The 20,711-nt window shown below is 71.9% G+C and carries 20 protein-coding genes and 1 pseudogene; 7 read left to right on the top strand and 14 right to left on the bottom strand.

Translation table 11 applies throughout. The features are described 5' to 3' along the window. Positions 1 to 108 precede the first annotated feature (108 nt). A complete protein-coding gene (locus tag AB0C36_RS31765; protein WP_358360884.1) occupies positions 109 to 831 on the top strand; it encodes a DUF899 domain-containing protein in 723 nt (240 codons plus the stop codon). Positions 832 to 961: 130 nt separating this feature from the next. On the opposite strand, the gene AB0C36_RS31760 is transcribed toward AB0C36_RS31765, so the two are convergent. Continuing rightward, entirely contained in the window at positions 962 to 2,047 is a 1,086-nt protein-coding gene (locus tag AB0C36_RS31760) for a rod shape-determining protein (protein WP_358360882.1), read from the bottom strand. Positions 2,048 to 2,281: 234 nt separating this feature from the next. Continuing rightward, positions 2,282 to 3,505: an SCO2583/SCO2584 N-terminal domain-containing protein gene (locus tag AB0C36_RS31755; protein ID WP_358360879.1), complete on the bottom strand. Its 1,224-nt coding sequence runs from the start codon at positions 3,503 to 3,505 to the stop codon at positions 2,282 to 2,284. Between the two features lie 196 nt (positions 3,506 to 3,701). On the opposite strand from AB0C36_RS31755, the gene AB0C36_RS31750 reads away from it, so the two are divergent. After that, positions 3,702 to 4,529, top strand: coding sequence for an MBL fold metallo-hydrolase (locus AB0C36_RS31750; RefSeq protein WP_358360877.1), 828 nt, complete (start codon positions 3,702 to 3,704; stop codon positions 4,527 to 4,529). Between the two features lie 143 nt (positions 4,530 to 4,672). Here AB0C36_RS31750 and AB0C36_RS31745 read toward each other — a convergent pair whose 3' ends face one another. From AB0C36_RS31745 to AB0C36_RS31730, 4 genes are all read right to left on the bottom strand, one after another. Continuing rightward, a complete protein-coding gene (locus AB0C36_RS31745) occupies positions 4,673 to 4,975 on the bottom strand; it encodes a nuclear transport factor 2 family protein (protein ID WP_358360875.1) in 303 nt (100 codons plus the stop codon). A gap of 233 nt (positions 4,976 to 5,208) precedes the next feature. Next, positions 5,209 to 5,673: a nuclear transport factor 2 family protein gene (locus tag AB0C36_RS31740; protein WP_358360873.1), complete on the bottom strand. Its 465-nt coding sequence runs from the start codon at positions 5,671 to 5,673 to the stop codon at positions 5,209 to 5,211. A 134-nt stretch (positions 5,674 to 5,807) separates the two neighbouring features. Continuing rightward, a complete protein-coding gene (locus AB0C36_RS31735; RefSeq protein WP_358360871.1) occupies positions 5,808 to 6,701 on the bottom strand; it encodes an alpha/beta hydrolase in 894 nt (297 codons plus the stop codon). A 172-nt stretch (positions 6,702 to 6,873) separates the two neighbouring features. Beyond that, on the bottom strand, positions 6,874 to 7,920 hold the full coding sequence (locus tag AB0C36_RS31730; RefSeq protein ID WP_358360869.1) for an MBL fold metallo-hydrolase: 1,047 nt from the start codon (positions 7,918 to 7,920) through the stop codon (positions 6,874 to 6,876). A 344-nt stretch (positions 7,921 to 8,264) separates the two neighbouring features. Between AB0C36_RS31730 and AB0C36_RS31725 the strand changes: the two genes are divergently transcribed. Then, positions 8,265 to 9,200 carry a LysR family transcriptional regulator gene (locus AB0C36_RS31725; protein ID WP_358360867.1) on the top strand — a complete coding sequence of 312 codons (936 nt, stop codon included), beginning with the start codon at positions 8,265 to 8,267 and terminating at the stop codon, positions 9,198 to 9,200. A gap of 109 nt (positions 9,201 to 9,309) precedes the next feature. Here the strand turns inward: AB0C36_RS31725 and AB0C36_RS31720 are convergent, their stop codons facing one another. Both AB0C36_RS31720 and AB0C36_RS31715 read right to left on the bottom strand, forming a co-directional pair. Continuing rightward, entirely contained in the window at positions 9,310 to 10,488 is a 1,179-nt protein-coding gene (locus tag AB0C36_RS31720) for a sensor histidine kinase (RefSeq protein WP_358360864.1), read from the bottom strand. After that, positions 10,488 to 11,141 (bottom strand): response regulator transcription factor, encoded by a 654-nt coding sequence (locus AB0C36_RS31715; protein ID WP_358360861.1) that lies wholly within the window; start codon positions 11,139 to 11,141, stop codon positions 10,488 to 10,490. The genes AB0C36_RS31720 and AB0C36_RS31715 overlap by 1 nt, the downstream gene beginning before the upstream one ends. Before the next feature lie 197 nt (positions 11,142 to 11,338). Here AB0C36_RS31715 and AB0C36_RS31710 point away from each other — a divergent pair. The 3 genes and pseudogenes from AB0C36_RS31710 to AB0C36_RS31700 form a co-directional block, all read left to right on the top strand. Next, a pseudogene (locus AB0C36_RS31710) lies at positions 11,339 to 11,965 on the top strand (PDZ domain-containing protein); the annotation flags it as partial. A gap of 47 nt (positions 11,966 to 12,012) precedes the next feature. Then, complete coding sequence (locus AB0C36_RS31705) at positions 12,013 to 12,717, top strand: S41 family peptidase (protein ID WP_358360912.1); 705 nt, start codon at positions 12,013 to 12,015, stop codon at positions 12,715 to 12,717. A gap of 79 nt (positions 12,718 to 12,796) precedes the next feature. Continuing rightward, the gene (locus AB0C36_RS31700; RefSeq protein WP_358360858.1) at positions 12,797 to 14,008 is read left to right on the top strand and encodes a serine hydrolase domain-containing protein; all 1,212 of its coding nucleotides are present in this window, start codon (positions 12,797 to 12,799) and stop codon (positions 14,006 to 14,008) included. 83 nt (positions 14,009 to 14,091) lie between these two features. On the opposite strand, the gene AB0C36_RS31695 is transcribed toward AB0C36_RS31700, so the two are convergent. Further along, on the bottom strand, positions 14,092 to 14,622 hold the full coding sequence (locus tag AB0C36_RS31695; protein ID WP_358360856.1) for a hypothetical protein: 531 nt from the start codon (positions 14,620 to 14,622) through the stop codon (positions 14,092 to 14,094). A gap of 137 nt (positions 14,623 to 14,759) precedes the next feature. Next, positions 14,760 to 15,143, bottom strand: coding sequence for a nuclear transport factor 2 family protein (locus AB0C36_RS31690; protein WP_358360853.1), 384 nt, complete (start codon positions 15,141 to 15,143; stop codon positions 14,760 to 14,762). A 184-nt stretch (positions 15,144 to 15,327) separates the two neighbouring features. Between AB0C36_RS31690 and AB0C36_RS31685 the strand changes: the two genes are divergently transcribed. After that, a complete protein-coding gene (locus AB0C36_RS31685; protein WP_358360851.1) occupies positions 15,328 to 16,215 on the top strand; it encodes a maleylpyruvate isomerase family mycothiol-dependent enzyme in 888 nt (295 codons plus the stop codon). A gap of 163 nt (positions 16,216 to 16,378) precedes the next feature. Here AB0C36_RS31685 and AB0C36_RS31680 read toward each other — a convergent pair whose 3' ends face one another. From AB0C36_RS31680 to AB0C36_RS31665, 4 genes are all read right to left on the bottom strand, one after another. Beyond that, on the bottom strand, positions 16,379 to 16,882 hold the full coding sequence (locus tag AB0C36_RS31680) for an ABC transporter substrate-binding protein (RefSeq protein ID WP_358360848.1): 504 nt from the start codon (positions 16,880 to 16,882) through the stop codon (positions 16,379 to 16,381). Between the two features lie 449 nt (positions 16,883 to 17,331). After that, on the bottom strand, positions 17,332 to 18,534 hold the full coding sequence (locus AB0C36_RS31675) for an acyl-CoA dehydrogenase family protein (protein WP_358360846.1): 1,203 nt from the start codon (positions 18,532 to 18,534) through the stop codon (positions 17,332 to 17,334). Then, complete coding sequence (locus tag AB0C36_RS31670) at positions 18,531 to 19,715, bottom strand: acyl-CoA dehydrogenase family protein (protein ID WP_358360843.1); 1,185 nt, start codon at positions 19,713 to 19,715, stop codon at positions 18,531 to 18,533. The genes AB0C36_RS31675 and AB0C36_RS31670 overlap by 4 nt, the downstream gene beginning before the upstream one ends. Positions 19,716 to 19,811: 96 nt before the next feature. Continuing rightward, positions 19,812 to 20,387: a MarR family winged helix-turn-helix transcriptional regulator gene (locus AB0C36_RS31665; RefSeq protein WP_358360841.1), complete on the bottom strand. Its 576-nt coding sequence runs from the start codon at positions 20,385 to 20,387 to the stop codon at positions 19,812 to 19,814. Positions 20,388 to 20,711 lie beyond the last annotated feature (324 nt).

Genomic DNA, 20,711 nt, shown 5'->3' with positions numbered 1-20,711 from the left:
GCCCTGGCATGCGCCGCCCGCGGAAGGCGACCGGCGGACGTCCGATGATTTCCGGCGGCGTTTCGGGTCTACAGGGAGGAGAGGACTTATCCGAGCCCGGGAGGAATCATGACCGAGTACACCGGCAAGGCCCTGCCTCCAGTCGTCGACCAGCAGGCGTGGCAGGCCGCGCTCGACGATCTGCGGGTGCGGGAGAAGGCCGCGACCCGTGAACTCGACGCCATCGCCGCGCAACGCCGCAAACTGCCGATGGTCGAGCTGCCCGACTACACGCTGATCGGTGCGGACGGCCCGATCCGGCTCGTCGACGTGTTCGACGGCCGCTCGCAGCTCATCGTGTACAACCACATGTGGTCCGACGGCGCGGAGTGGCAGTGCGGCGGTTGTACCAGCCTGACCTCGCAGTACGTCCGGCTGGGCTTCCTCGACAACTACGACGCCCGCTTCGTCGTGGTCACCAACGGGCCCATCGACGAAGCCCTGGCGTACCGGGCCAAGGTCGGCAACACGATGGACTGGTACTCGTCGTCGGAGAGCCCGTTCGGCGCCGACGTCGGCGCGCCTCCCGGCGGGGGCTTCGCGGTGAACGTGTTCCTCCGGAACGGCGACACGGTCTACCGCACCTGGCACACCAGCGGTCGCGGCACCGAGCAACTCGCCTACACCTTCGCGTTGGTCGACGTCCTGCCGTGGGGGCGCCAGGAGGAGTGGCAGGACTCGCCCGAGGGGTGGCCGCAGTCGCCGACGTACTCCAAATGGCTGGACTCTCCCGACGTCGCCCGGCTCTACGGCCCGGCGGCCGGGAACAACGGGGTCGACGACGGGGCGTGACCGTCGTCGACCAACACGGGCACGGTTGACGGTGTGACGCCGACGGCACCGGACGCCGATTAATTGGTGGATGCGCTCCGATCGGCCGGAGGCTTTCCGGAAGACCGGTCCAGAGGACGGCGACAGAAGGTCAGCGGGGGTCGGAGCGGATGAGGTTGGTCATCCCGTGCGCCACGGCAAGGCCGGGGTCGGGCGCAAGGTAGGTCGGCAGCATCGTCGCCGTACGGATCCGGTCCGCCAGCCCGGCGACGGCGGCCCCGGGCCCCGCGAGCACCGCGCCGCGGTCGGCGAGATCGAGCAGGATCTCGGCCGAAGTACGGGCGACGACGCGGCGCACCAGATCGGCCATCAGGTCCAGGGGGACCCCGACGGCCCCGATCAACTCGTTCGCGTCGAGTTCCTGCGCGCGCGGTCGCGCACGACGTACGTCCCAGCCCCGTACCGTCACCGTGCCGCCCGCCCCCGCCGCCGCGCCGGTCAGGTGCGGGTGGAGGGCGCGGATGTGCCGGGGGCCCAGACGTAGCCCATAGGTGTCCATCAGGTACTGGGCCAGCGCCTCGTGGACGTCGGTGCCGCCGACCGGGACGAGGTCCCCGTCGAGCATGGCGTCCCCGACCAGGACGGCCGCGTGCGTACGGGTGGCACCGCAGACGACCGAGAGCACCGGGCGGTTGTCGGCCAACGACAGATGCCCGGCGCAGGCCGCGGCGAACGTGGGGGCCACGGGGACGACCTCCCGCGCGCCGATGGCCTCGACGGCCGTGCGTACGCCCAGCATCAGCAGCGGGCTGCCGGCATGGGGTACCGCGACGGCTACGCGGCGCCACCTGGAGCGGCGCAGGCCCGCCTTGGCCAGCAACGCCCGGAGCATGAGGCCGACCGCGGCGGGGCTCTCCGCGCTGCCGTCGGCTACCGGCCGTAGGACGGTGACTTCCGGGCCGCCATCGTTGGCGGCCGCCCCGCACGTGACGCCTTCCTCGGTGGCGCGCGGCTGCTCCAGCGCCACCGCCGCGTCGCCCACCGCCACGAGCTTCCCGGAGCGCACCTCCAGCGCCAAGACGCTGGGCGCGTCGGCGACCACGCCGCCCTCGCGGACGATCCGGGTCCGATCGGCCCCCAGTTCGATCCCGAGCGAGCAGCGCCGCAACGCCGCCAGCTCCACGCGCGGCCACCCGCCCGCCGTGGGCAGCTCCCCGCGAACCGCTGTGATCCCCATGCGTCCCTCGCATCCCCGTCGGCCCGATGCCGGCGGACCAGCACCATCGTGCGGTGCGCACGACGAGACGGCACTCGGGGCCACCCGTCCGGGGGACGCCGCAGCCGGTCCCGCCCCGCATCCCGATCGGCGCCACCGGGCCGCGAGGTGGCTTCCCGCCGACCCGCGAACCCGGAACACGGACCGTCTTGTCCGTCTCGCGTACTTGTCCGTGCCGTGTACGGGTCGGGCCGATCAGATTCTGGCGAGCAGGCCGCAGCTGTCGGGTGCTGTCGTCGCGTCCGGCGACGGAGCGGCCGTCTCCAGGGGTTGGCTGCGGTCGTACGGGTCGAAGGGGGCCCCGGACGGTTTCGTCTTCTGCTCCGGATCGGAGGCGAAGTACGGGTGCAGGAATCCGTCGTCCACGTCACAGGAACTGTTGGCGAAGTCGGAGTTCCTGGACGATATCCAGACCTTGCCCTCGGTGCTGGGCTCGTAGCTCGGCCCCTTGTAGACCTTCGTCTCGAGCGCGCGCCGTACCAGCGTCCGGGTGACCTCACGGTCCGCCTGGCCCACCTTGGCCACCGGGTAGACGAACGAATAGTCGGCGGTGACGGTGAGCATCCCCTCGTCGTCGAGCGCGTAGGCCATGATCCCGGAGACCTTGACGACACTGCCGACCAGTTCGGTTTCCCGCGGATCGAAGCGCGCAATGGTGAGGAGCGGGTCGTTCTCCTTGGTGAACCGGGCGTACGCGGCTTCCAGTTCGTCCAAAAGTTCTCCCTGCTGCGGATCCACCAGGGCCCGAAAGGCGGCGGGCGTCTCGCCGCGCAGCGCCGCCGGATCCAGGTTCGCGGCGATCAGGAGGTCCCTGGTGGCCTCCAGGGCCGCCTGCACCTGCGCCGTCGAGTAGCCCTTCACCTGCTTGGCCTCGGGGAGCACGATCCCCGCCGCGCCGTCCGCGTAGTTGAGGGCCGGCGATCCGGCGAAGGGGTTCTCCCGGGTCGGCCGGTCGGGGTCGACGGGTTGGAGGGTGGGCGGCAGCGGGGCCGCCGCCGAGGCTATTCCGGACACCGACGGCTGCGCGGTCATCGGCGCGGAGTCGGTCAGGCCCTCCTCGCCGTGGTTGTTGCCGCCGAGCAGGTCGCGGAACGTGTCCTGCCGATTGGCCACCAGGAGCAGGGCCACGAGCAGCACGAACCACACGGCGATCTTCAGGTTGGTCCGGTCCCGGCGCACAGGACGACCCCACGGGTCGGTACGCCGCCGGCGGAATCCGCGCCTGGGCCTCCGCGTCGGCTGCGGGGTGTCCGCCGCCTCCCGGAAGCCGACCGCCTGCGGCGGTTCGTCGCGCCATCGTTCGGCGAGCATCCTGGCCCGCGCCGACGGCTCGCGCCGACCCGCACCGCGGACGAACTCCTCGTCGAGGACGAGGTCCTTGAAAGGATCGCTCTCGGACGGCTGCTGACTCGCCGTCACCTCCGGGTCCCTCGGACCCGCCCCCGCTGTTCTCTTGATCCGACACGCGCGCAACCTATCCGAAGGATCGGACACCCGACAGAGGGGGCCGAAGCCGCGAAGCAGGTCGCCGCCGTCGGTGTTGCGGGGCGCGTGTCGGCGTCGGGGAGTAGCGTCACGCTGAGTGGTTGCAAACCACAATCGGAAGGAGCCTCCCATGCTGCGCCAGGTGGCAGACGGTGTGTTGGTCCAGCAGAGTGAATTGCTCGAGAACAACACCGTTGTCGTGCAGGGCCGGGCCGGCGTGTTGCTCGTCGACCCCGGGCTGACACGCGACGAAATGGCCACCGTCGCGAACGACCTTCGTGAGATGGGTCAGCCCGTGGTGGCGGGCTTTGCGACGCATCCCGATTGGGACCACGTCCTCTGGCACCCCGAGTTCGGCGACGCGCCGCGTTACGGTACGGCGCGCTGTGCGGAGTACCTGCGGGACCTCCTGGCGAACCCGGACTGGAGGGCCCGCGTCACCGAAGGGCTGCCGCCGGAGGTCGCCGAGGACGTACCGCTGGACCTGTTCGGCCTCATCACCGGGCTGCCCGCCGACACCGTGTGGCTTCCCTGGGACGGCCCGCGGGTCCGGATCGTCGAGCACCCGGCACATGCCCCGGGCCATGCGGCGCTGTTGATCGAGGACCGCGGGGTCCTCGTCGCCGGCGACATGCTTTCCGATGTCCTGGTCCCGATGCTCGACGACACCGCCGACCCGGTTGCCGACTACCTTGTCGGGCTGCAACGGCTGGAGAGCGTCGCGGGCGACGTCAAGGTCCTCGTCCCGGGGCACGGCTCCGTCTGCGGCGCCGATGAGGTACGCGCACGTATCGATCAGGACCGGGCGTACGGCCATGCCCTGCGCGACGGCCGGACCGCCGACGACCCGCGCATCGGTCCGTCGGCCAAGCCCGGTTGGGAATGGGTGGTCGACGTGCACGAGGGGCAACTCCAGCGCGTCACGCAAGGGGAGGCGGGGGACGGGACGCCCGGCTAGCGATCCGGCAGGGGGCCGGAGGCCATGAGGCGGTGGCCCGTGGCCAACGGGGAGGCGGCGCCGCGGCACCGCAACGTGCCCTTCCAAGGCGAGCCGCCTTCCCGGGGGTGCTGCGGTGACACCCCCCGGCCGGGTAACCAGGTTCAGGCGTACGTGAGTTCGGCTCGCGTGATGCTGCTCCCGTCGACGGTGAAGGCGTAGTACGCGGCGAATCCGCCGGTCCCGCCGGGGGCGAACCGCACAAGCAGGCGCTGGTACCCGTCGCGAGTCTCGGCGACCTGGGTGACGGTCAACGTGCCGCCGATGACCTCGGCCTGGGCCCAGCGGCGAATGGCGTCGTGACCGCGGATGCTGCGCCCGACGTCGACGATCTCGGCGTCGGCGGCGAACGCGCGTACCAGGCCGTCGAGATCCTTGCCGTTGACCGCCGTGACGTAGGCGTTCACGGGCGGCACGAGCGCGGCGGACCGGGCCGGGCCGGACGGCGGTGTCGCGTTTGGCGTGGTGCCGGCGGACGCGCCGGTCCCGGACGTTGAACCGGCCCCGGCGCCGGAACCGGCCCCGGGCGCACCGTCGGCGGCCTTTTCGGAGCCCTCGCCGCATCCGGCAAGCACCACGGCGGCGAGCGCAAGTGCGCATGCGGCCACGACAATACGCCCCGCCCGTGTCGTGCGGGCGTTCACTGCGCGCCCGCCTTTGCGGCAGCCAGGGCCACGAGGTCCTTGTTGCCGTCGGCCCACGTCACGGTCATCACGACGCCGGTGATCTGCCAGCGGCCTTCGGAACGCGCCAGGTCGAAGCGGTAGTTGCCGCCCAGCGTCCACAACGGCGCGCCGAAGGGGTTCGCGAGCCGGTGCGTCGCCTGGAAGGCGGCGGTGCAGACGGCCGTGTCGCCGTCGACGTCGACCAGGTGATTGGTGATCAGGTGCTGGGTCGCGTCGTACGCGCCGAGGACCTGGGACCACCCGGCCACGACGTCGTCGGCGGCCAGTTCGGCGGGTTCGCCGCCGTTGAGGCTCGTGTAGTCGAGCCGTACTTTCGGCGCGAACACCTCGCGCAGCCGGTCCCAAGCCCGCCGGTCGGCGTGCCAGGCCATGCCGGTGCAGGTCTCGACGACGGCGAGGCGGTCTTCCGCGGTGGTCATGCTGTTCTCCGTTCGGATGGTGCGGTGGGGTGCGTTGGAGCCGCGGGGGCTTGGTCCGGACGCCGGTGCAGCGGCGTCCGGACCGGGGTGTCGGCCGGCGGACGGGCCGCGCCCGAGTTCGCTGCCGTGCGTGCTCAGCCGCGCAGCGTGCGGGCGAAGTGCGCCGCGGCGGTGTCCGCGGCCACGGTCACCTGCGGTTCCCGGTCGTAGAAGTCGAACTGCGTGCCGGACGTCCACAGGATGTCCTTCGGCCCGGCGAGCCCGGCGTGGAAACGGCGTGTGCCGTCGGGGATCGCGGCGTCCTCGCTGTGCACGATCAGGGTCGGCCGGGTCACCCGCGGCGCGAGGGCGATGGCGTCGTACGTGAGCCAGTCCCGCCACGCCATCACGGCAAACCGGTTAGGCCAGACGGAGCCGCCGCCACGGTCCGGGTTCAGGTAGAAGTCGATCTCCATCGGCATCGCCGCGCGCGGGTCGGTGGCGCTGACCACAGGCACGTACTCCACCGCGCCGGTCGTCCGGTACGTCTCCCGCGCGGTGTCCGCCGCGTTGATCAGCTCGGCCACCTTCTCGGCACCCCCGTACGCGTCCCGGCAGATGGCCGCGTCGTGCAGCCACGGAGCCACCAGGACAAGGGACTTCACGCGCGGGTCCGCGGCCGTGGCGGCGGACATGTACATGGCCGCGGCGCAGATGCCCAGCGCGCCGAGGCGGTCGGCGTCGATCTCGGGGCGTGCGGCGAGGAACGCGAGAGCGTGGCTGATGTCGGCGACCTTCTGCGCGGGCCGCTCGACCTCGCGCGGTTCGCCCTGCGACTCGCCGAACCCCGTGAAGTCGAACGACAGGGCGGCGTAACCGCGGTCGGCGAGACGCTCGGCGTAGCGGTTGGCCATCAGCTCCTTCACGCTGGTCCACGTCCCCGCGACGACCACCGCCGGAAGGGCCGCGTCGACGGTGTCGGGCAGGTACAGGTTGCCGGTCAGCACGGCGTCGCCGGCGTCGAACGTGACCTTCTCCAGGCTCAGCATGGTCTTTCCTCACAGATCTCGGGTCGGTTCCGGGTGTCGGGTGATGCGGGATCGGGTGATGCGCGGTCGGGTGGTGCCGTGGTCGGGTTCGGGTGGTGCCGAGGTCGGGTGGTGCGGGATCTGGCGGTGTGTTGGTTGGGGGCCCCGGTCGGGTGGTTCCTTGGCCGGTGGGTCACGGAGTGGCGCAGGCGGCCGGCAGCACGGCCGGGTTCTCCGCGGCCAGTTCGGCGGCGACCGCCTTGACGTTCTCGTCGGCGATCGTGGGCAGCGACGCCACCGGCGGGTAGCCGGGGTACTTCTGCTCCATTGCGGCGAGTATCGACGCGCGTTCCCCGTCGCCGACCGCCGTGCCCTCGGGCGAGGCCGGCGCGATCGCCGCCCCGACCAGGCGCCGGAAGTCCTGGATGTAGCCGCGCTGTTCGCCGAACATCCCGACGGCTTCGGCGGGTTCACCGTGGCCGGGGTACGCGGTCCGCACGTCCGGGAAGCGTTCGCGCAGGAGGGCGAGATTGGCCAGCCACCCGCACGAGTGGCCCTCCAACAGCGCGGGGGTGACCTTGTTGCCGACCAGGTCTCCCGCGTACAGGGACTTCGCGGCCGGGTCGTGGAACACCGTCGCGCTGTCGGACTCGCCGGCCGCGAACTCCGCGGTCTCCAGGCGCAAGCCGGCCACGTCGACGGCCTCGCCGGCCTGGAACGTCCTGGTCGCGTACGTCAGTTGGTCGGGGAAGTCGTGGCCGGGGACCGTTCGGGTCAGCGGGTAGAACCCCCGCGGATCCTCCCGCATGATCTTGTCCGTCGTGACCGACGCGTACACCGGAGCCTGCGGGAATGCCTCGTGGAAGACCCCTGCCCCACCCACGTGGTCCGGATGCGAGTGCGTGAGCAGGATGGCGGCCACCGGCTGTCCGCTGCGCCTGATCTCCTCGACCGCGCGGCGCGCGTCCGTCAGCGTGCGCAGCGTGTCGATCACGACCAGGCCCTGCGGTGCGGAGATCCAGTACGTGTTCACCGAACCGGGGTTCGGCGACGCGAAGCGGCCCACCGGGGGAGCGCCCGCGCTGTTGCCGGTGTTGCCGGTGTTGCCGTTGCCGTTGCTGTCGTCGTTGTCCGTGTCTGAACACCCGGCAGCCGCCACCACCATGGCCAGGACGGCTACCACGCTCGCGACACGGCGGCCGAGCCGACCGCCGGTCGGCGTCTTCCCGGTCGTATTCATGCGGTTCCTCGTTCTTTGCTCATGGACCGAAGGCACGTGCGGGGACTCTGGGCGGCGGATGATAGGGAACGACCCCTAACAAGAGGCTAGACTGCGACCCGTCCACTGTCATCGCGGCCAAGGGATCATCTGTGCGGCGCAGTTCCACCGAACCACGCGAGCGCGTGCCGGCAATCGCGCGCGGACTCGTCCGTCGGCACCGGATCCGGGCCGGCGGCGTCGACCGCGTCGCGGTGAGGCCGTCACCCGACGCCATGATCCTCGCGGCGCCACAGGCCGGAGGGAAACAACAATGCGTTGTACCAGCCACAACGATCCGCTTTACCCGGACCAGGAGGCATGACATGGCAGACATGGACCCCGTGGCCGACATAGATCTCCGGCACCTGCGGTCGTTCCTCGCGGTGGCCCGGGAACGCACCATCACCGGCGCCGCCGGTCGTCTCCACCTGACCCAGCAGGCGGTGTCGACCCACATGCGGCACCTGGAGCGAAGCCTCGGCGTGACACTGCTGGTACGGACGTCGCGCGGGGTCCTGCTCACCGCCGCCGGGGAGGAACTCGCCGCGGGCGGCGCCGCCGTCATGGGCGACCTGACGCATCTGGTCGAACGGGTCCGCGGCGTCGCCGGCGCCCAGAGCGGCAGTGTGCGCCTCGCCTGCTGCCCGTACGCCTCCAGCCTGTTCGCGGTCGAGGTCGCCAACGCCCTCGAAGCTTCGGTGCCCGGTCTCCAGGTGGACCTGACCAGTGTCCTCAGCCCCAAGCAGGAGCTCGAACTCCTGCACGAAGGACGCGCCGACGCCGCCTTCATGTGGCTGCCGCTCGGCGACGTCGGCCTCCACCACGCCGTGATACGCACCGACCCCCGCGCCGCGGTCCTGCCCGCCCACCATCCGCTGGCCGGCCGTACGGAGCTGACCCTCGCGGAACTCGCCGACGAGCCGGTCCTGCGTCCCGACGTCCTCACCTGCACCACCGCCGAGGGGTTCTGGCTCGCCGAACCCCGACCGGGAGGGACACCCGCGCCCCGCGGTCCCGTCGTGCCCGGCGTCGGGGACTGCCTGCTGGGAGTCGCCCGCGGCCGCGGCATCTGGCTCGCTCCGATGCCCCTCGGCGGGTTGCGGCCCACCGGCGATCTCCGGTGGGTCCCCGTGTCCGATGCCCCGCCCTTCGACCTCGCCGTCGTGTGGACCGACCGCGCTCCGCAGCCGCTGATCACCCGTCTGATCGCGGAAGTCCGCGTGGTGACCGGCCACGACCGCCGACTCCACGCGGCCTGAAGGCACCCCACCTGACGCCCGTACGCGGACCGGCACCCCGTCCAGTGCCCTGCCGTGCACGTGGTCAGGCTCGTCGGGTGCCCGGCCCGGGTCGGACCAGTGGCCCGTATCAGTCGGCGACGAAGTCGAATTCGGGGAACGTGACGGTCACGGTCAGGCCGCCTTCCGGGCGCGGCTCGGCCGCCACCCCCGCGCCGTGGGCCGTCGCGATCGCCCGTACGATCGACAGCCCCAATCCCAGGCCCTGCCCCGTCCTGGCGGATCCGCCGCGCTGGAACGGCTGGAACAGCCGCTCGACTTCGCCCGCGGGTACGACCGGGCCCGTGTTGCGCACCGTCAGTCCGCCCGGGCCGCACAACACTTCGACCCATCCGCCCGGGACGTTGTGCCGGATCGCGTTGTCGACCAGGTTCACGGCCAACCGCTCGGCGAGACCGCGGTGCCCGGACACGGGGCACCGCGTGATCGAGGTCTTCACCGTGACGCCCGGCGGGCGGCGGACGCCGACCACCTCGGCGGCCACCTCGCCGAGGTCGAACGGGCGGCGTACGTCGATGCCGACCTGGCTGCGGGCCAGGGTGAGCATCGACGCGATCAACCGTTCCTGCTGCGCGCCGGCCGCGAGAATGCGTTCGTGTGCCCCGCGCAGGGCCTCCACCGTGGCGTCCGGGTCGTCGAGCACCACCTGCCCGATCACGCGCTGCCGGGCCAGCGGCGTCCGCAGTTCGTGCGACGCGTTCGCGACGAACCAGCGCTGCGCCTCGAACGACGCCTCCAGCCGGTCCAGCAACTCGTCGAACGTGTCGCCGAGTTCCTTGAGCTCGTCGTCCGGGTCGGCCAGCCCGATGCGTCGGTGCAGGTTGGTCGCGGTGATCTCCCGGGCCGTCGCGGTGATCCGGCGCAACCGGCTCAGGACCCGTCCCGCGACCCACCAGCCGAGTACCAGCGCGAGCACGGCCATGACCGCGAGCGCGATCCCGGACTGGATCAGCAACTGCCGGAGCACGTCCCGCCGTTGCGCGGCCAGCGCGTCCGCCGCCGTGGCGGCCACCTGCTCGGCCTCGGCGCCGAGAGAGGGCAGCGGATCCCCGGGGTCGCCGCCCGTTCGGGGGTAGCGGAACAGCTTCACGTTGCCGGTGGGCGCGACGGCGTGGCGTACCAGGAAGTACGTCACCGTCAGTACTCCGGCGCCGCAGAGTACGAACAGCCCGCCGTACAGCAGGGTCAACCGCAGCCGCACGCTCCGACGCGGCGGGAACCGGACGGCGAGCCGTATGAGCGCGCCCATCAGATCCGGTAACCGCTCTTGGCGACCGTCTCGATGACCGGCGGCCCGCCCAGTTTGGACCGCAGCCGACTCACCGTGACCTTGACCGCGTTGGTGAACGGGTCGGTGGCCTCGTCCCATACCCGTTCCAGCAGTTCTTCCGCCGACACCGCCCGTCCCTCCGCGGCGAGCAGCAGCTCCAGTACGCCGAACTCCTTCGGTGCCAGCTCCAGCGGCCGGCCGCCGCGGGTGGCTCGGCGCCGTGCCGTGTCCACCACGAGATCGCCCCGACGCAACACCGGCGGCGCGGCGGGGTGAGCCCGGCGGGCCAGCGCTCCGACGCGTGCCACGAGGACGCGAAAGTCGAACGGCTTGGGCAGATAATCGTCCGCACCGAGCCCGAGCCCGTCGACCAGGTCCTCGCTGGTGGCCGCCGCGGTCAGCATGAGAATCCGGCCGCGGCGGCCGGCCGCGATCAACTCGGCGCACACGTCATCGCCGTGCACGCCGGGCAGGTCCCGGTCCAGGACGATCACGTCGTAGTCCGTGCACAGCGCCCGGTCGAGCCCACCGGTCCCGTCGAGCGCCACATCGACCGACATATGCGCACGCCGCAGCCCGGCCGCCACCGTCTGCGCCATTTCCTCGTCGTCCTCAATCACGAGCACTCGCATCGCGCCAGTATCGGCCGCCGACGGTTTCGCCACCGTTGCGTCGGTGCGGCGCCGTCCCGTTACCGCGCTGATGCCGCCCCACCACCGCCGCCCGCTGCCGCCGCGGCGCGAGCGCAACCGTGCCGCAACCCCTCCCCGAGTAGAAATCCACTCGGCCCAACACCCGCGAAACCAAGGGGACATGCGTGAAACCCGGAATGCGTCCACTCGTCACCGGCACCGCCGCCGTGCTCGCCGCGGCGGCCACATTCGTCGGCGTGGGAGGCGGCACCTCGGCGGCCGCCCCGAAGCGGCCCCCGGCCTGCACCCCGGCCCAACCCGGGCAGCCGACCCCGGCGCCGACCACGCTCACCACCGTCGGGCAGGCGTACTACTGCATTTTCGACAACTACTTCAGCGGGCCGGTGCTCGACAGCCGCACCCTGCTCGTACCGGCGTTCGCCGCGATCACCCGGGAAATGCAGCGCCTGGGGGTCGACCGGTCGGACGCCGCGCTGCCCGCCCTCACCGGCCGCAAGAACCCCGACTGGACCGCGTTCGGCGCCGTCTACCAGCGGATCGCCGACGCACTGCCGAACGACGCGGCCCGCGAGGCCGTCGGCAGGGCGGCCATCGGGGCCATGGTGGCGGAACTGGACGACAACCACGCGCGGTGGGTCGACTCGTTCGGCCCGAACCCGTACGGCCTCGGTCTGTCGGTGGCCACCGCCCAGGGCGACGTCAACCCGGTGGCCGGGGAACCGGCGTACGTCGACCGCGTCGAGGCGGGAAGCCCGGCCGCGACCGCTGGCCTCAAGCCCGGTGACGAGGTGTCGGCGGTCAACGGCGTGCCGCTGTTCGTCAACGGAGTCGTCAACGCGGGCGCGCTGACATGGCTGACGGACGACGACCTCGGCTCGACGGCCGAGGTCACCGTGCGCCGGCCGGTCACCGGCGAGACGTCCACCGTCACGCTGACCGCCGCCCGTTACCCGCTGACCCCGAAGGGCATCCAGTCCCGGCTGGTGGACGGCGACATCGCCTACGTCGCGCTCCCCGGCTTCGCCCCGGGCCTGGCGGACAAGGTGCTCGCGGCCATCGCGGACATGCGTACGACAACCGAACTGCGCGGCGTCGTCCTGGATTTGCGGGCAACGGCGGCAGCAGCCCGGACGAGGTCGCCAAACTGCTCGGCGCGCTCGCGCACGGCAAGACCACCGGCTACCTGTGCGACGTCAAGGACCGCTGCACGCCCAAGCGCACCGACGACTCGGTCGCGTTGCTCGGCCTGCCGTTCGCCGCGCTGACCGACGGGCGCTGCGCGTCGGCGTGCGACGCGTTCTCCGCGGCGGTGAAGGACCTCCGCCTCGGCACGCTGATCGGCACCCGGACCTCCGGCACGGTCTCCGGCCCGGGGGAGATGTACGCGCTGGACAACGGGACCTTGGTCATGCTCCCGAAGTACCACGGGCTCGCGCCGAACAAGGAGATCGTGAACACGATCGGCGTGGCCCCCGACCACTTCGTGCCCATGACCGCGGCCGACCTGTCCGCCGGGCGCGACCCGGGGCTGGACAAGGCGGTGTCGCTGCTGTGAGCGACGCGACGACGGCAACTGCCGCGCATCCGAGCCGAATTCACCGGCTCGCACCGACCCGCTGAGAGGAAGCACAACTGTGTCCACCGCTCCGTCACGACGCTCGGTCCTCGGATTCCTCGGCACCGCACCCGTCGCCGCAGGCTTGGCCACCGCCGGTCTGGTCACCGCAGCGCCCGGCGCCGCCGCCGACCCGAACGCGCGGTCCACACCGCCGCGCGACTCCGTCCCACGTGACCTCCTCCCCGGCGGACGCCTCGACCGGTACGTCGCCGAACGCGCCGCTGCCGGCCAGTTCTCCGGCACTGTGCTGGTGGCCCACCGAGGCAGGCCGGTCCTGACGAGGTCCCACGGCCTGGCCGACGAAAGCCGCGGCATCCCCAACGGCACCGACACCAGCTTCGACCTCGCGTCCATGACGAAGTCCTTCACCGGCGTGGCCGTGGCCAGGCTCGCCCAGGACGGCAAACTCGGCTTTCACGAGCCGCTCGGCACCTACCTGGACGGGTTCCCCGCCGACGTCGCCAAGGCCACCGTGCACCAATTGCTCACCCACACCTCGGGCGTGGGCAGGCCCAGCAAGACCGACCAGCGTCCGCCCGGCGAGGACGACTGGGACAGCGAGGACGACATCTGGCAGGGTATGCGGGCCTTCCTGCGCACCCTGCCGCTGCGGTTCCCCCCGGGCACCCAGTACGGCTACAGCAACGACGGCTACTTCGTCCTCGGCGCCATCGTGGCCGCCGTGTCGGGGCAGTCCTACTACGACTACGTACGCCGGAACGTGTTCGCCCCGGCCGGACTCACCGACACCGACTTCTTCACCCGGCCCGCGGTCCTCGCCGACCGCCGCATTGCCCACGGCTACGTGACGCAGCCGTCCGGCGAGCGGGTGGACATCACGACGACGCCGTGGCTGCCGTACGTGGGAAGCCCGTACCACGGCGCGTTCTCCTCGGCGCCGGACCTGCTCCGGTTCGCGACCGCGCTGCACGGGAACAGGCTGCTCAGCGGCCCGTTCACGCGCGTCGTCACGAGCGGCAGGCACGCCCTCGGCCCCGGGGACCGGCCGCCCGTCCTGCCCGGCGAGACGCAGTTCTACGGGTACGGCCACTCCGAGTCCGTCACGGCGAAGCGCCGAGTGGTCGGACACTCCGGCAGCGGACCCGGGCGGGCGACCAATCTGGACGCGTTCCCGGACAACGACTGGCTGGTCGTCGTCCTCACCAACCACGACACCGGCGTCAAGCCGATCGTGGCCTTGGCGCGGGAACTGGTCCCACCGAGCTGAACCGGGCGGGGCCTGGCCGGTGCCGCCCGCTCGGCGCCGCGCGTACGACGGGTCTGCAACCACGAAAGGCCGCGCAGGGGCGGTCAGCGTGCGCTGCGCGCGCCGTTCCGGATCCCGTGCAGCGTCCAGACGGCTGTCGCCCACAAGGTCACCGCGGAACCGAGCCCGGCCACGAGCCGGACCGACGTGTCGGGGCCGTCGGCGAGCCAGACCGCCGTGCCGGTCGCGCCCACGGCGACCAGCGCGGCGGCGGGCACCCGGAGCCGGTGCTGCTCGAACACCGCCGCCAGCGGCAGGAAATGGAGTCCGACGACGGCCGCCACCAGCGGGCCGATGAGCGACGGCGCCCCCGCGCGGGCGCACACGACGGCGATGACCACGATCAGCAGCCACTGCACGGCGTTGACCTGGTGGAAGCGTCGCCGCCGTGCGGGGCTGAGCGACCCGTCCGGTGCGGCGGCAGGGAGGCGTCGGGCGGCGAGCAGGACGCCGGCCGTGACGGCGCCTCCGACGATCACCGCGGTCACGCCCGGCACGCCGCCGAGCCCGCCGGTGGCGAGCAGCCACCAGCCCAGCCCGAAGAGCGCGAAGAAGCCAACGCCTGACTTGAACATGATCGTGACCCTAGAGGGCACTTCGAGTCACTGCCTCAGGGGCCGTCGGCCGAGGCCAATTCGCGCGAACCGGCGGCGCCGGTGGTTGCGCGTCGTCCTGGTGGCCGTACCTGGCCAGGCCCTTGACGTCGAACCCGTCACTTGTAGTCGTTCTCGGCCAAGGGCACGACGTACGCCCGGCGCTCGCGGATCAGGCCGTCGCGCATCACGAACACCTCACCCATCGCGGCGCGCATCACGGAGCCGTCGGCCTGGAGCGCTTCAAGGGTCATCTCCGCCATGACGACGTCGTCCTCCTCGACCATCCGCGTGATCCGCACCTTCGGAGGGACGCCGACCGGGTCCGGCCCCTCGATGTTGGCGTCGTACGCCTCCTTGCCGGTGACCCGGAAGTGACCGAACACCGTCCACTCGATGTCGTCGGTCAGGCACGACAGGATCTGCGCGTGGTCGGACTTGTTGAACCCGTCGATGTAGCGCTCGACGGTCTGCTTGTTCGCCGACTGGCCGCTGACAGGCATGGTCTTCCTTCGTTCGTTCGGGGCTGTTCACCGATCAGTCGGATCCGGCCGGGCGTTCTTGACATGCGCCGAAAAAAATTCGGATGCGCCCGGGCCGAAGTGAGATGTCCGGACCGCCGAGCCGGGGTGGACTTGGAGCGATATTCACTGGTGGAACGGTCGTCTGATTGGCAGGGTCTGGATTATGGACTCCCCGCTCAATGACGGGTCGGACCTTTCCTGGCTCGGTGCCCCGATCGACGCCCGCCCGCTCTTCGCTCCCGAGCACGCGGCGCTGATGGCCACCCTGCGCGGTCTGGAGGCCGCGGACTGGGGCAGGGAAGCGGTGCCCGGCTGGACGGTGCGCGATCTCGCCAGCCACATCCTGGGCGACTTCTACGGACGCCTCGCCCGCGACCGCGACGGCCACAAGGAAGGGCCCGCCTTCGCGGCGGGCGAGGAACTGGAGCCGTTCATCCACCGCATCAACCAGGAATGGGTGGACGCCTGCCGCTGGGTGAGCCCGCCCGCGCTGGTTGACACCCTCGATTTGGTCGGCGGGCAGGTCGCCCGCTTCTTCGAGGCCGCCGACCCCGACGCCCCGTCGCTGGGGGTGTCCTGGGCCGGGGTCGATCCGGCCCCGATGTGGCTGGACGGCGCCCGCGACTTCACCGAGTTCTGGACACACCGCCAGCAGATCCGCCGTGCCGTCGGGCGGGACACGGACCCTGACCCGCGGTCCCTGACCGTGGTTCTGGACACCTTCATGCGGGCGCTGCCCCACACGCTGCGCGGTACCGACGCACCGGTCGGCACCCGGATCCAGGTGCAGGTCGACGGCCCGGCGGGCGGCGCCTGGACCGCCACCTCCACCGAGGAGCGCTGGTCCCTGGCCGTGGCCCTGATGGCGAACGAGACCGCGACGGGGACCGCGACCACGGACCCCGCCGCGATGGTGCGCCTGGACGCGGAGACTGCTTGGCAGTTGTGCACCCGCGGGATCCAGCCGGACACCGCACTGGCCCGCGCCCGGGTGGACGGCCGCCGCGACCTGGCCGAAGCCGCCTGCCAGATCGTGTCGATCATCTACTGACCGTCACGCCGCGTTCAAGCGGTCCCACAGCAGGATGCCGTCGTTGGCGATCAGCACCTCTTGGATCCGAGGGCCAGGAGGACGAAGGCCAGTTGCCGCGTTCCGTTCCAGGTGACCTGCGCGAAGAGGCCCCGCGCCCGGTCCAGGTCGTTCTGCGGCATGGTCAGCTGGACGCTCGCCACCGGCGGCGAGGCCGCGAAGACGCCCCGGGCGGGGGTGCCCTGGGCGTGGGGGAAGCGCGCGTCGATGTCGGCGGCGTCGAGCGCGAAAGCGACGACCCGGCGCCCACCGGCGCGCGGTCGATACCCGCGGGGTCGGCGCGGATGGCCGTCGGGGACCCGATGAACCCGAGCTGTCCGGCCACGATGCGGTCGAAGTTGGCGTTGGGCCGGGCCGGTCGGGCGACCGGCGTCCGCGGGTCGAGGACCTCGAGGGCGGTGATCTCGGAGGTGGCGGCGAGTTTCGGGGAGCGGTTGGTCGGGTCGCGGTGCCGCTCCCAGTTGAAGCGAACCGCCTCCGCATCGAAGGCGGTTCCGTCCGTGAACCGCACGCCGGGGCGCAGCCGGAGCGTCCAGGTGCGTCGGTCGTCACCGAGTTCCAGGCTGTCCGCGATCTGCGCGCGTAGCGTGCCGGTGGCCGGGTCCGACCAGACCAACAGGTCGTACACGGCGGCCAGTCGGCTGCCGTCCGCGACACCGAGGGTGTACGTCGCCGCGGGTCGAGGCTCGCTGAGTCCTGGGGCACCGCGAACGTCAACTCCGCTGCGGCGCCCGACTGCGAGGCACCGGGGGAGGGCCCGCGACCGGCCGCCGGGCAGCCGGCGGCGAGCACGAGCGCGGCGGCCACGGCGACCAGGAGCCGGTACCGGCGGATGGCGGCCGATCGGCGTGCGGGCATGCGGATGTGATGGTGCACTCTGGCCAACTGGGTCTCGCCACCTGAGGAAGAGGGTGGGAGGAGGGAGTTGGCGTACTGACTACACGAAATAGGTGGCGGTGGCACGCATGCGAGCGGCGAGGAGAGGCGAGCCCGTGAGCCCGTATGCCTGTGGGTGCGTAAGTGCGTAAGTGCGTGGCAAGGCCGGTGCGGCACCGGCGGGTTCGGGCGGCCGCCGCCTCAGGGGCCGGGTATGTCCGCGAGTTCGGCCAGCGCCGCGTAGTGCCGGTCCGGGGTCCCGAAGATCACCGCGCTGCTCATCGCTCGCTTCACGTACAGGTGGGCCGGGTGTTCCCAGGTGAAGCCGATGCCGCCGTGCAGGTGCAGGCTTTCCTCCGCCGTCCGCACGGCGATCTCACCCACGTGGGCGGCGGCCAGTGCGGAGGCGAGCGGGAAGTCCTCGGAGTCGGCCGCGGCGCAGGCCGCCGCGTAGCGCGCGGTGCCGCGGGCCGCGGCCAGGTCGGCCCACAGGTCGGCGGCGCGGTGCCGCAGCGCCTGGAACGAGCCGATGGGCCTGCCGAATTGGTGCCGGGTGCGGAGGTAGTCGACCGCGGTCTCGAACGCCTGCTCGGCGGTGCCGAGTTGCTCCGACGCCAGCAGTGCCGCGCCGATCTCCAGCGCGTGCCGCAGTATGGCGGCTGCCGCGGTCGGGCCGGCCAGTACGCGGCCCTGCGCGCCGCGCAGTTCGACGGTGCCGAGGGGTCGGGTGGCGTCCAGGCCGATGTCGAGTGCGGCGGTGACTCCCGGGGCGCCGCCGTGGACGAGGGCCAGGTGCGGCGCTCCGTCGACGAGCACCGGCACGATCAGCAGGTCCGCACGGTCGGCGGCCAGGACGCGCGGCACCGTTCCGGTCAGCGTCGCGGCATCACCGGCGAGGACGCCGACGACTTCGTCGGGGAACGCCGCGCGGGGTGCCCGATGAGCGGACACCGCAACCGTCGCGGTGAGCGATCCGGCGGCGAGCGCGCCCAGTTCGTCGGCCACGTCCCGTTCGGCCCAGGGGCTGCAGCTCAGCAGGGCGCCGGTCGCGACCACCGCGCTGGCCAGGTACGGAACCGGCGTGAGGAACCGGCCGAGTTCCTCCAGCACCAGCGCCGCTTCGCGGGCGGTCGCCCCGGCACCACCGAAGCGCTCGGGGATCAGCAGGCCGGCGAGGCCCATGTCCTGGGCCAGGCGCTTCCACAGGTCCTCGTCGTACGGCTGGTCCGGGGTGTCCAGACGGGCCAGGACCCTTTGCCAGGAACTGCGTTCGCCCAGGAGCGCGCGCAGGGACGCACGCAGGTCGTCTTCCACGTCGCCGGGGATGAGCGACGGAATCGGCGGGTTGGCGCGGTGCGCGGAGCGGGTGGAGGGGGCGGAGACGGAGGAGTGGGCGGCGTTCACCGGGGGATGTCCTTCCACGGGGTCCGGGTGTCGGTGCGCGGTTCGCGAGGCAGGTCGAGCACCCGGTCGGCGATGACCCCGCGCAGGACTTCGTTGGTGCCGCCCTCGATGGAGTTGGCGCGGGTGCGCAGGTAGTGGAAGCCGGGGCAGCGGACCTGTCCGCTGCCGGTCATCTCACTGCGGCGGAACGTCCAGTCGTCGTAGCCCAGCGCGTCGGCGCCGGTGAGTTCGAGGTGCAGGCGCGCGGTGTCCTGGGCGATGGCGGCGTACGCGAGCTTCGCGGCGGAGCCTTCCGGTCCGGGCTTGCCGGCGGCGGTGGCCTGGCGGGTGCGCTCGTTGCCGATGCGGGCGGCCTCGGCCCGTACCCACAGGCGCAGCAGGCGGTGGTGCAGCCCGGGGGTGCGCAGGTCGGGCCGGTCGCGCCACAGGCTCATGAGGTCGCCGAGGGGCCCGCCCTCGCGCGGTGCGGCGGCGGCGCCGATGGCGACGCGTTCGTTCATCAGCGTGGTGGTCGCGACCGTCCAGCCCTGCCCGACGTCGCCGAGCCGCATGGTGTCGGGTATGCGTACGTCGGCGAGGAACACCTCGTTGAACTCGGCCTGCCCGGTGGCCTGGCGCAGCGGCCGGACCTCCACGCCGGGGGCGTGCATGTCCACGACGAAGTACGTCATGCCCTGGTGCTTGGGCACGTTCGGGTCGGTACGGGCCAGCAGCATGGCCCACCGGGCGTGGTGGGCCAGGGACGTCCATACCTTCTGGCCGTCGACCACCCACGAATCCCCGTCGCGGACCGCCCGCGTGGCGAGTCCGGCCAGGTCGGAGCCGGCGCCCGGTTCGCTGAACAGCTGGCACCAGACCTCCTCGCCGGTCCACAGCGGGCGCAGCAGACGGGCGCGCTGTCCGTCGGTGCCGTGCGCGAGGACGGTCGGGCCGCCCATGCCGAGCCCGATCGGGTTCCGCGCAGCGTTGAGCCGGGGCACACCGGCGGCGGCGAGTTCGTCGTCCACGACGGCTTGTAGGTCGCGAGGGGCGCCGAGCCCGCCTTGCCCGACGGGGGCGTGCACCCAGGCGAGTCCGGCGTCGAAGCGGTGCCCGAGGAACTCCCGGGGCGCGGTCGCGGTCGGGTCGTGCCGGGCGACGAGGTCGCGTACCCGGGCACGGATGCTGTCGTGGTCTTCCAACGAGCCCTCCGGGGCCTGCGAGGTTGATGTCGGGCGCGAGCGAGTCGCGCTCCGGCGCCCTACCTCGACCAGTCATACATGCATTGATGCATGACTTCAAGGTCCGGAGCGGCCTGCCCGCGGTCGCGGTGCCGGTGCCGGTTCCGGCGACTGTGTCGGTGTGGCGGGCGTGGGTGCGGGGTCGGTGACGTCGGGCACGAGCCCTTGGCTCTCCGCGACCTGGGACCAGGCTTCCCAGAAGCGTTCCATCAGTTCGCCCAGGGCGGCGCGGTCTTCGGGGGCCCAGTCCTTGACGGCCCAGGCGATGTCCCTGCGGCCCACGGCCTGGGCGCGTTCGCAGGCGGCCAGGCCCTCTTCGCTCAGGTCCAACAGGGTGATGCGACGGTGGGCGGGGTGCACGGTGCGGGTGATGAAGCCGTCCTCTTCCAGCGGTGCGATCTGCCGGCTCGCGGTGGACTGGTTGACGCCGAGGTTGCGGGCCAGGTCGGTGACCGACAGCGGGCCGGTCCGCCGCAGGAGCAGGAGGATCGACAGTCCGGATTCGTGGGTGTCGATCTCGGCGAGCCGCCGAAGTCGCCGCCGTGAGGCGGGCAGTCGGCTCATGGCGGTCACCTGTCCGATGAACGCCTCGATGCGTCGGACCGCCGGATCGTCTTCCGCAGTGAGTGCCATCCGGCCAGTCATACATGCATTGATACATGTAGGCAAGGACCTCCGCGCGGAGGAGGTGCCGGCGCCCGGCCCGCTGATTTTGTGGACAGCGTACAAAAAACTGCCGGATGACATTGATGCCATGCATCAATGCATGTATTTGTTGCATGTACGCGGTGACGGTGCCCGGGAAGCGGCACGCTCGCTCTTCGGCGACGGCGGTCAGGAGGTAGGTACGCAATGACGACCATCGATGCGCAGCGCCTCCGGAGGAGATGCGGCTGCTGGTGCACTGGAACGCCGAGGTCTACACCGACCTCGACGAGGTCAAGAAGAGCATGGACC

It is taken from the genome of Streptodolium elevatio (genome assembly GCF_040649515.1).
Lineage (GTDB): Bacteria > Actinomycetota > Actinomycetes > Streptomycetales > Streptomycetaceae > Yinghuangia > Yinghuangia elevatio.
Note: the sequence above shows the minus strand (reverse complement) of the source record. Positions and strands in the feature narration are given on the sequence as shown.

What these genes read in the sequence shown, in the direction of transcription:
- AB0C36_RS31750 (WP_358360877.1), top strand. Translation starts at nt 3,702, where the DNA reads ATGCTGCGCCAGGTGGCAGACGGTGTGTTGGTCCAGCAGAGTGAATTG.
- AB0C36_RS31685 (WP_358360851.1), top strand. Translation starts at nt 15,328, where the DNA reads ATGGACTCCCCGCTCAATGACGGGTCGGACCTTTCCTGGCTCGGTGCC.
- AB0C36_RS31725 (WP_358360867.1), top strand. Translation starts at nt 8,265, where the DNA reads ATGGCAGACATGGACCCCGTGGCCGACATAGATCTCCGGCACCTGCGG.
- AB0C36_RS31665 (WP_358360841.1), bottom strand. Translation starts at nt 20,387, where the DNA reads ATGGCACTCACTGCGGAAGACGATCCGGCGGTCCGACGCATCGAGGCG.
- AB0C36_RS31760 (WP_358360882.1), bottom strand. Translation starts at nt 2,047, where the DNA reads ATGGGGATCACAGCGGTTCGCGGGGAGCTGCCCACGGCGGGCGGGTGG.
- AB0C36_RS31730 (WP_358360869.1), bottom strand. Translation starts at nt 7,920, where the DNA reads ATGAATACGACCGGGAAGACGCCGACCGGCGGTCGGCTCGGCCGCCGT.
- AB0C36_RS31705 (WP_358360912.1), top strand. Translation starts at nt 12,013, where the DNA reads ATGGCTGACGGACGACGACCTCGGCTCGACGGCCGAGGTCACCGTGCG.
- AB0C36_RS31690 (WP_358360853.1), bottom strand. Translation starts at nt 15,143, where the DNA reads ATGCCTGTCAGCGGCCAGTCGGCGAACAAGCAGACCGTCGAGCGCTAC.
- AB0C36_RS31740 (WP_358360873.1), bottom strand. Translation starts at nt 5,673, where the DNA reads ATGACCACCGCGGAAGACCGCCTCGCCGTCGTCGAGACCTGCACCGGC.
- AB0C36_RS31735 (WP_358360871.1), bottom strand. Translation starts at nt 6,701, where the DNA reads ATGCTGAGCCTGGAGAAGGTCACGTTCGACGCCGGCGACGCCGTGCTG.
- AB0C36_RS31720 (WP_358360864.1), bottom strand. Translation starts at nt 10,488, where the DNA reads ATGGGCGCGCTCATACGGCTCGCCGTCCGGTTCCCGCCGCGTCGGAGC.
- AB0C36_RS31695 (WP_358360856.1), bottom strand. Translation starts at nt 14,622, where the DNA reads ATGTTCAAGTCAGGCGTTGGCTTCTTCGCGCTCTTCGGGCTGGGCTGG.
- AB0C36_RS31765 (WP_358360884.1), top strand. Translation starts at nt 109, where the DNA reads ATGACCGAGTACACCGGCAAGGCCCTGCCTCCAGTCGTCGACCAGCAG.
- AB0C36_RS31715 (WP_358360861.1), bottom strand. Translation starts at nt 11,141, where the DNA reads ATGCGAGTGCTCGTGATTGAGGACGACGAGGAAATGGCGCAGACGGTG.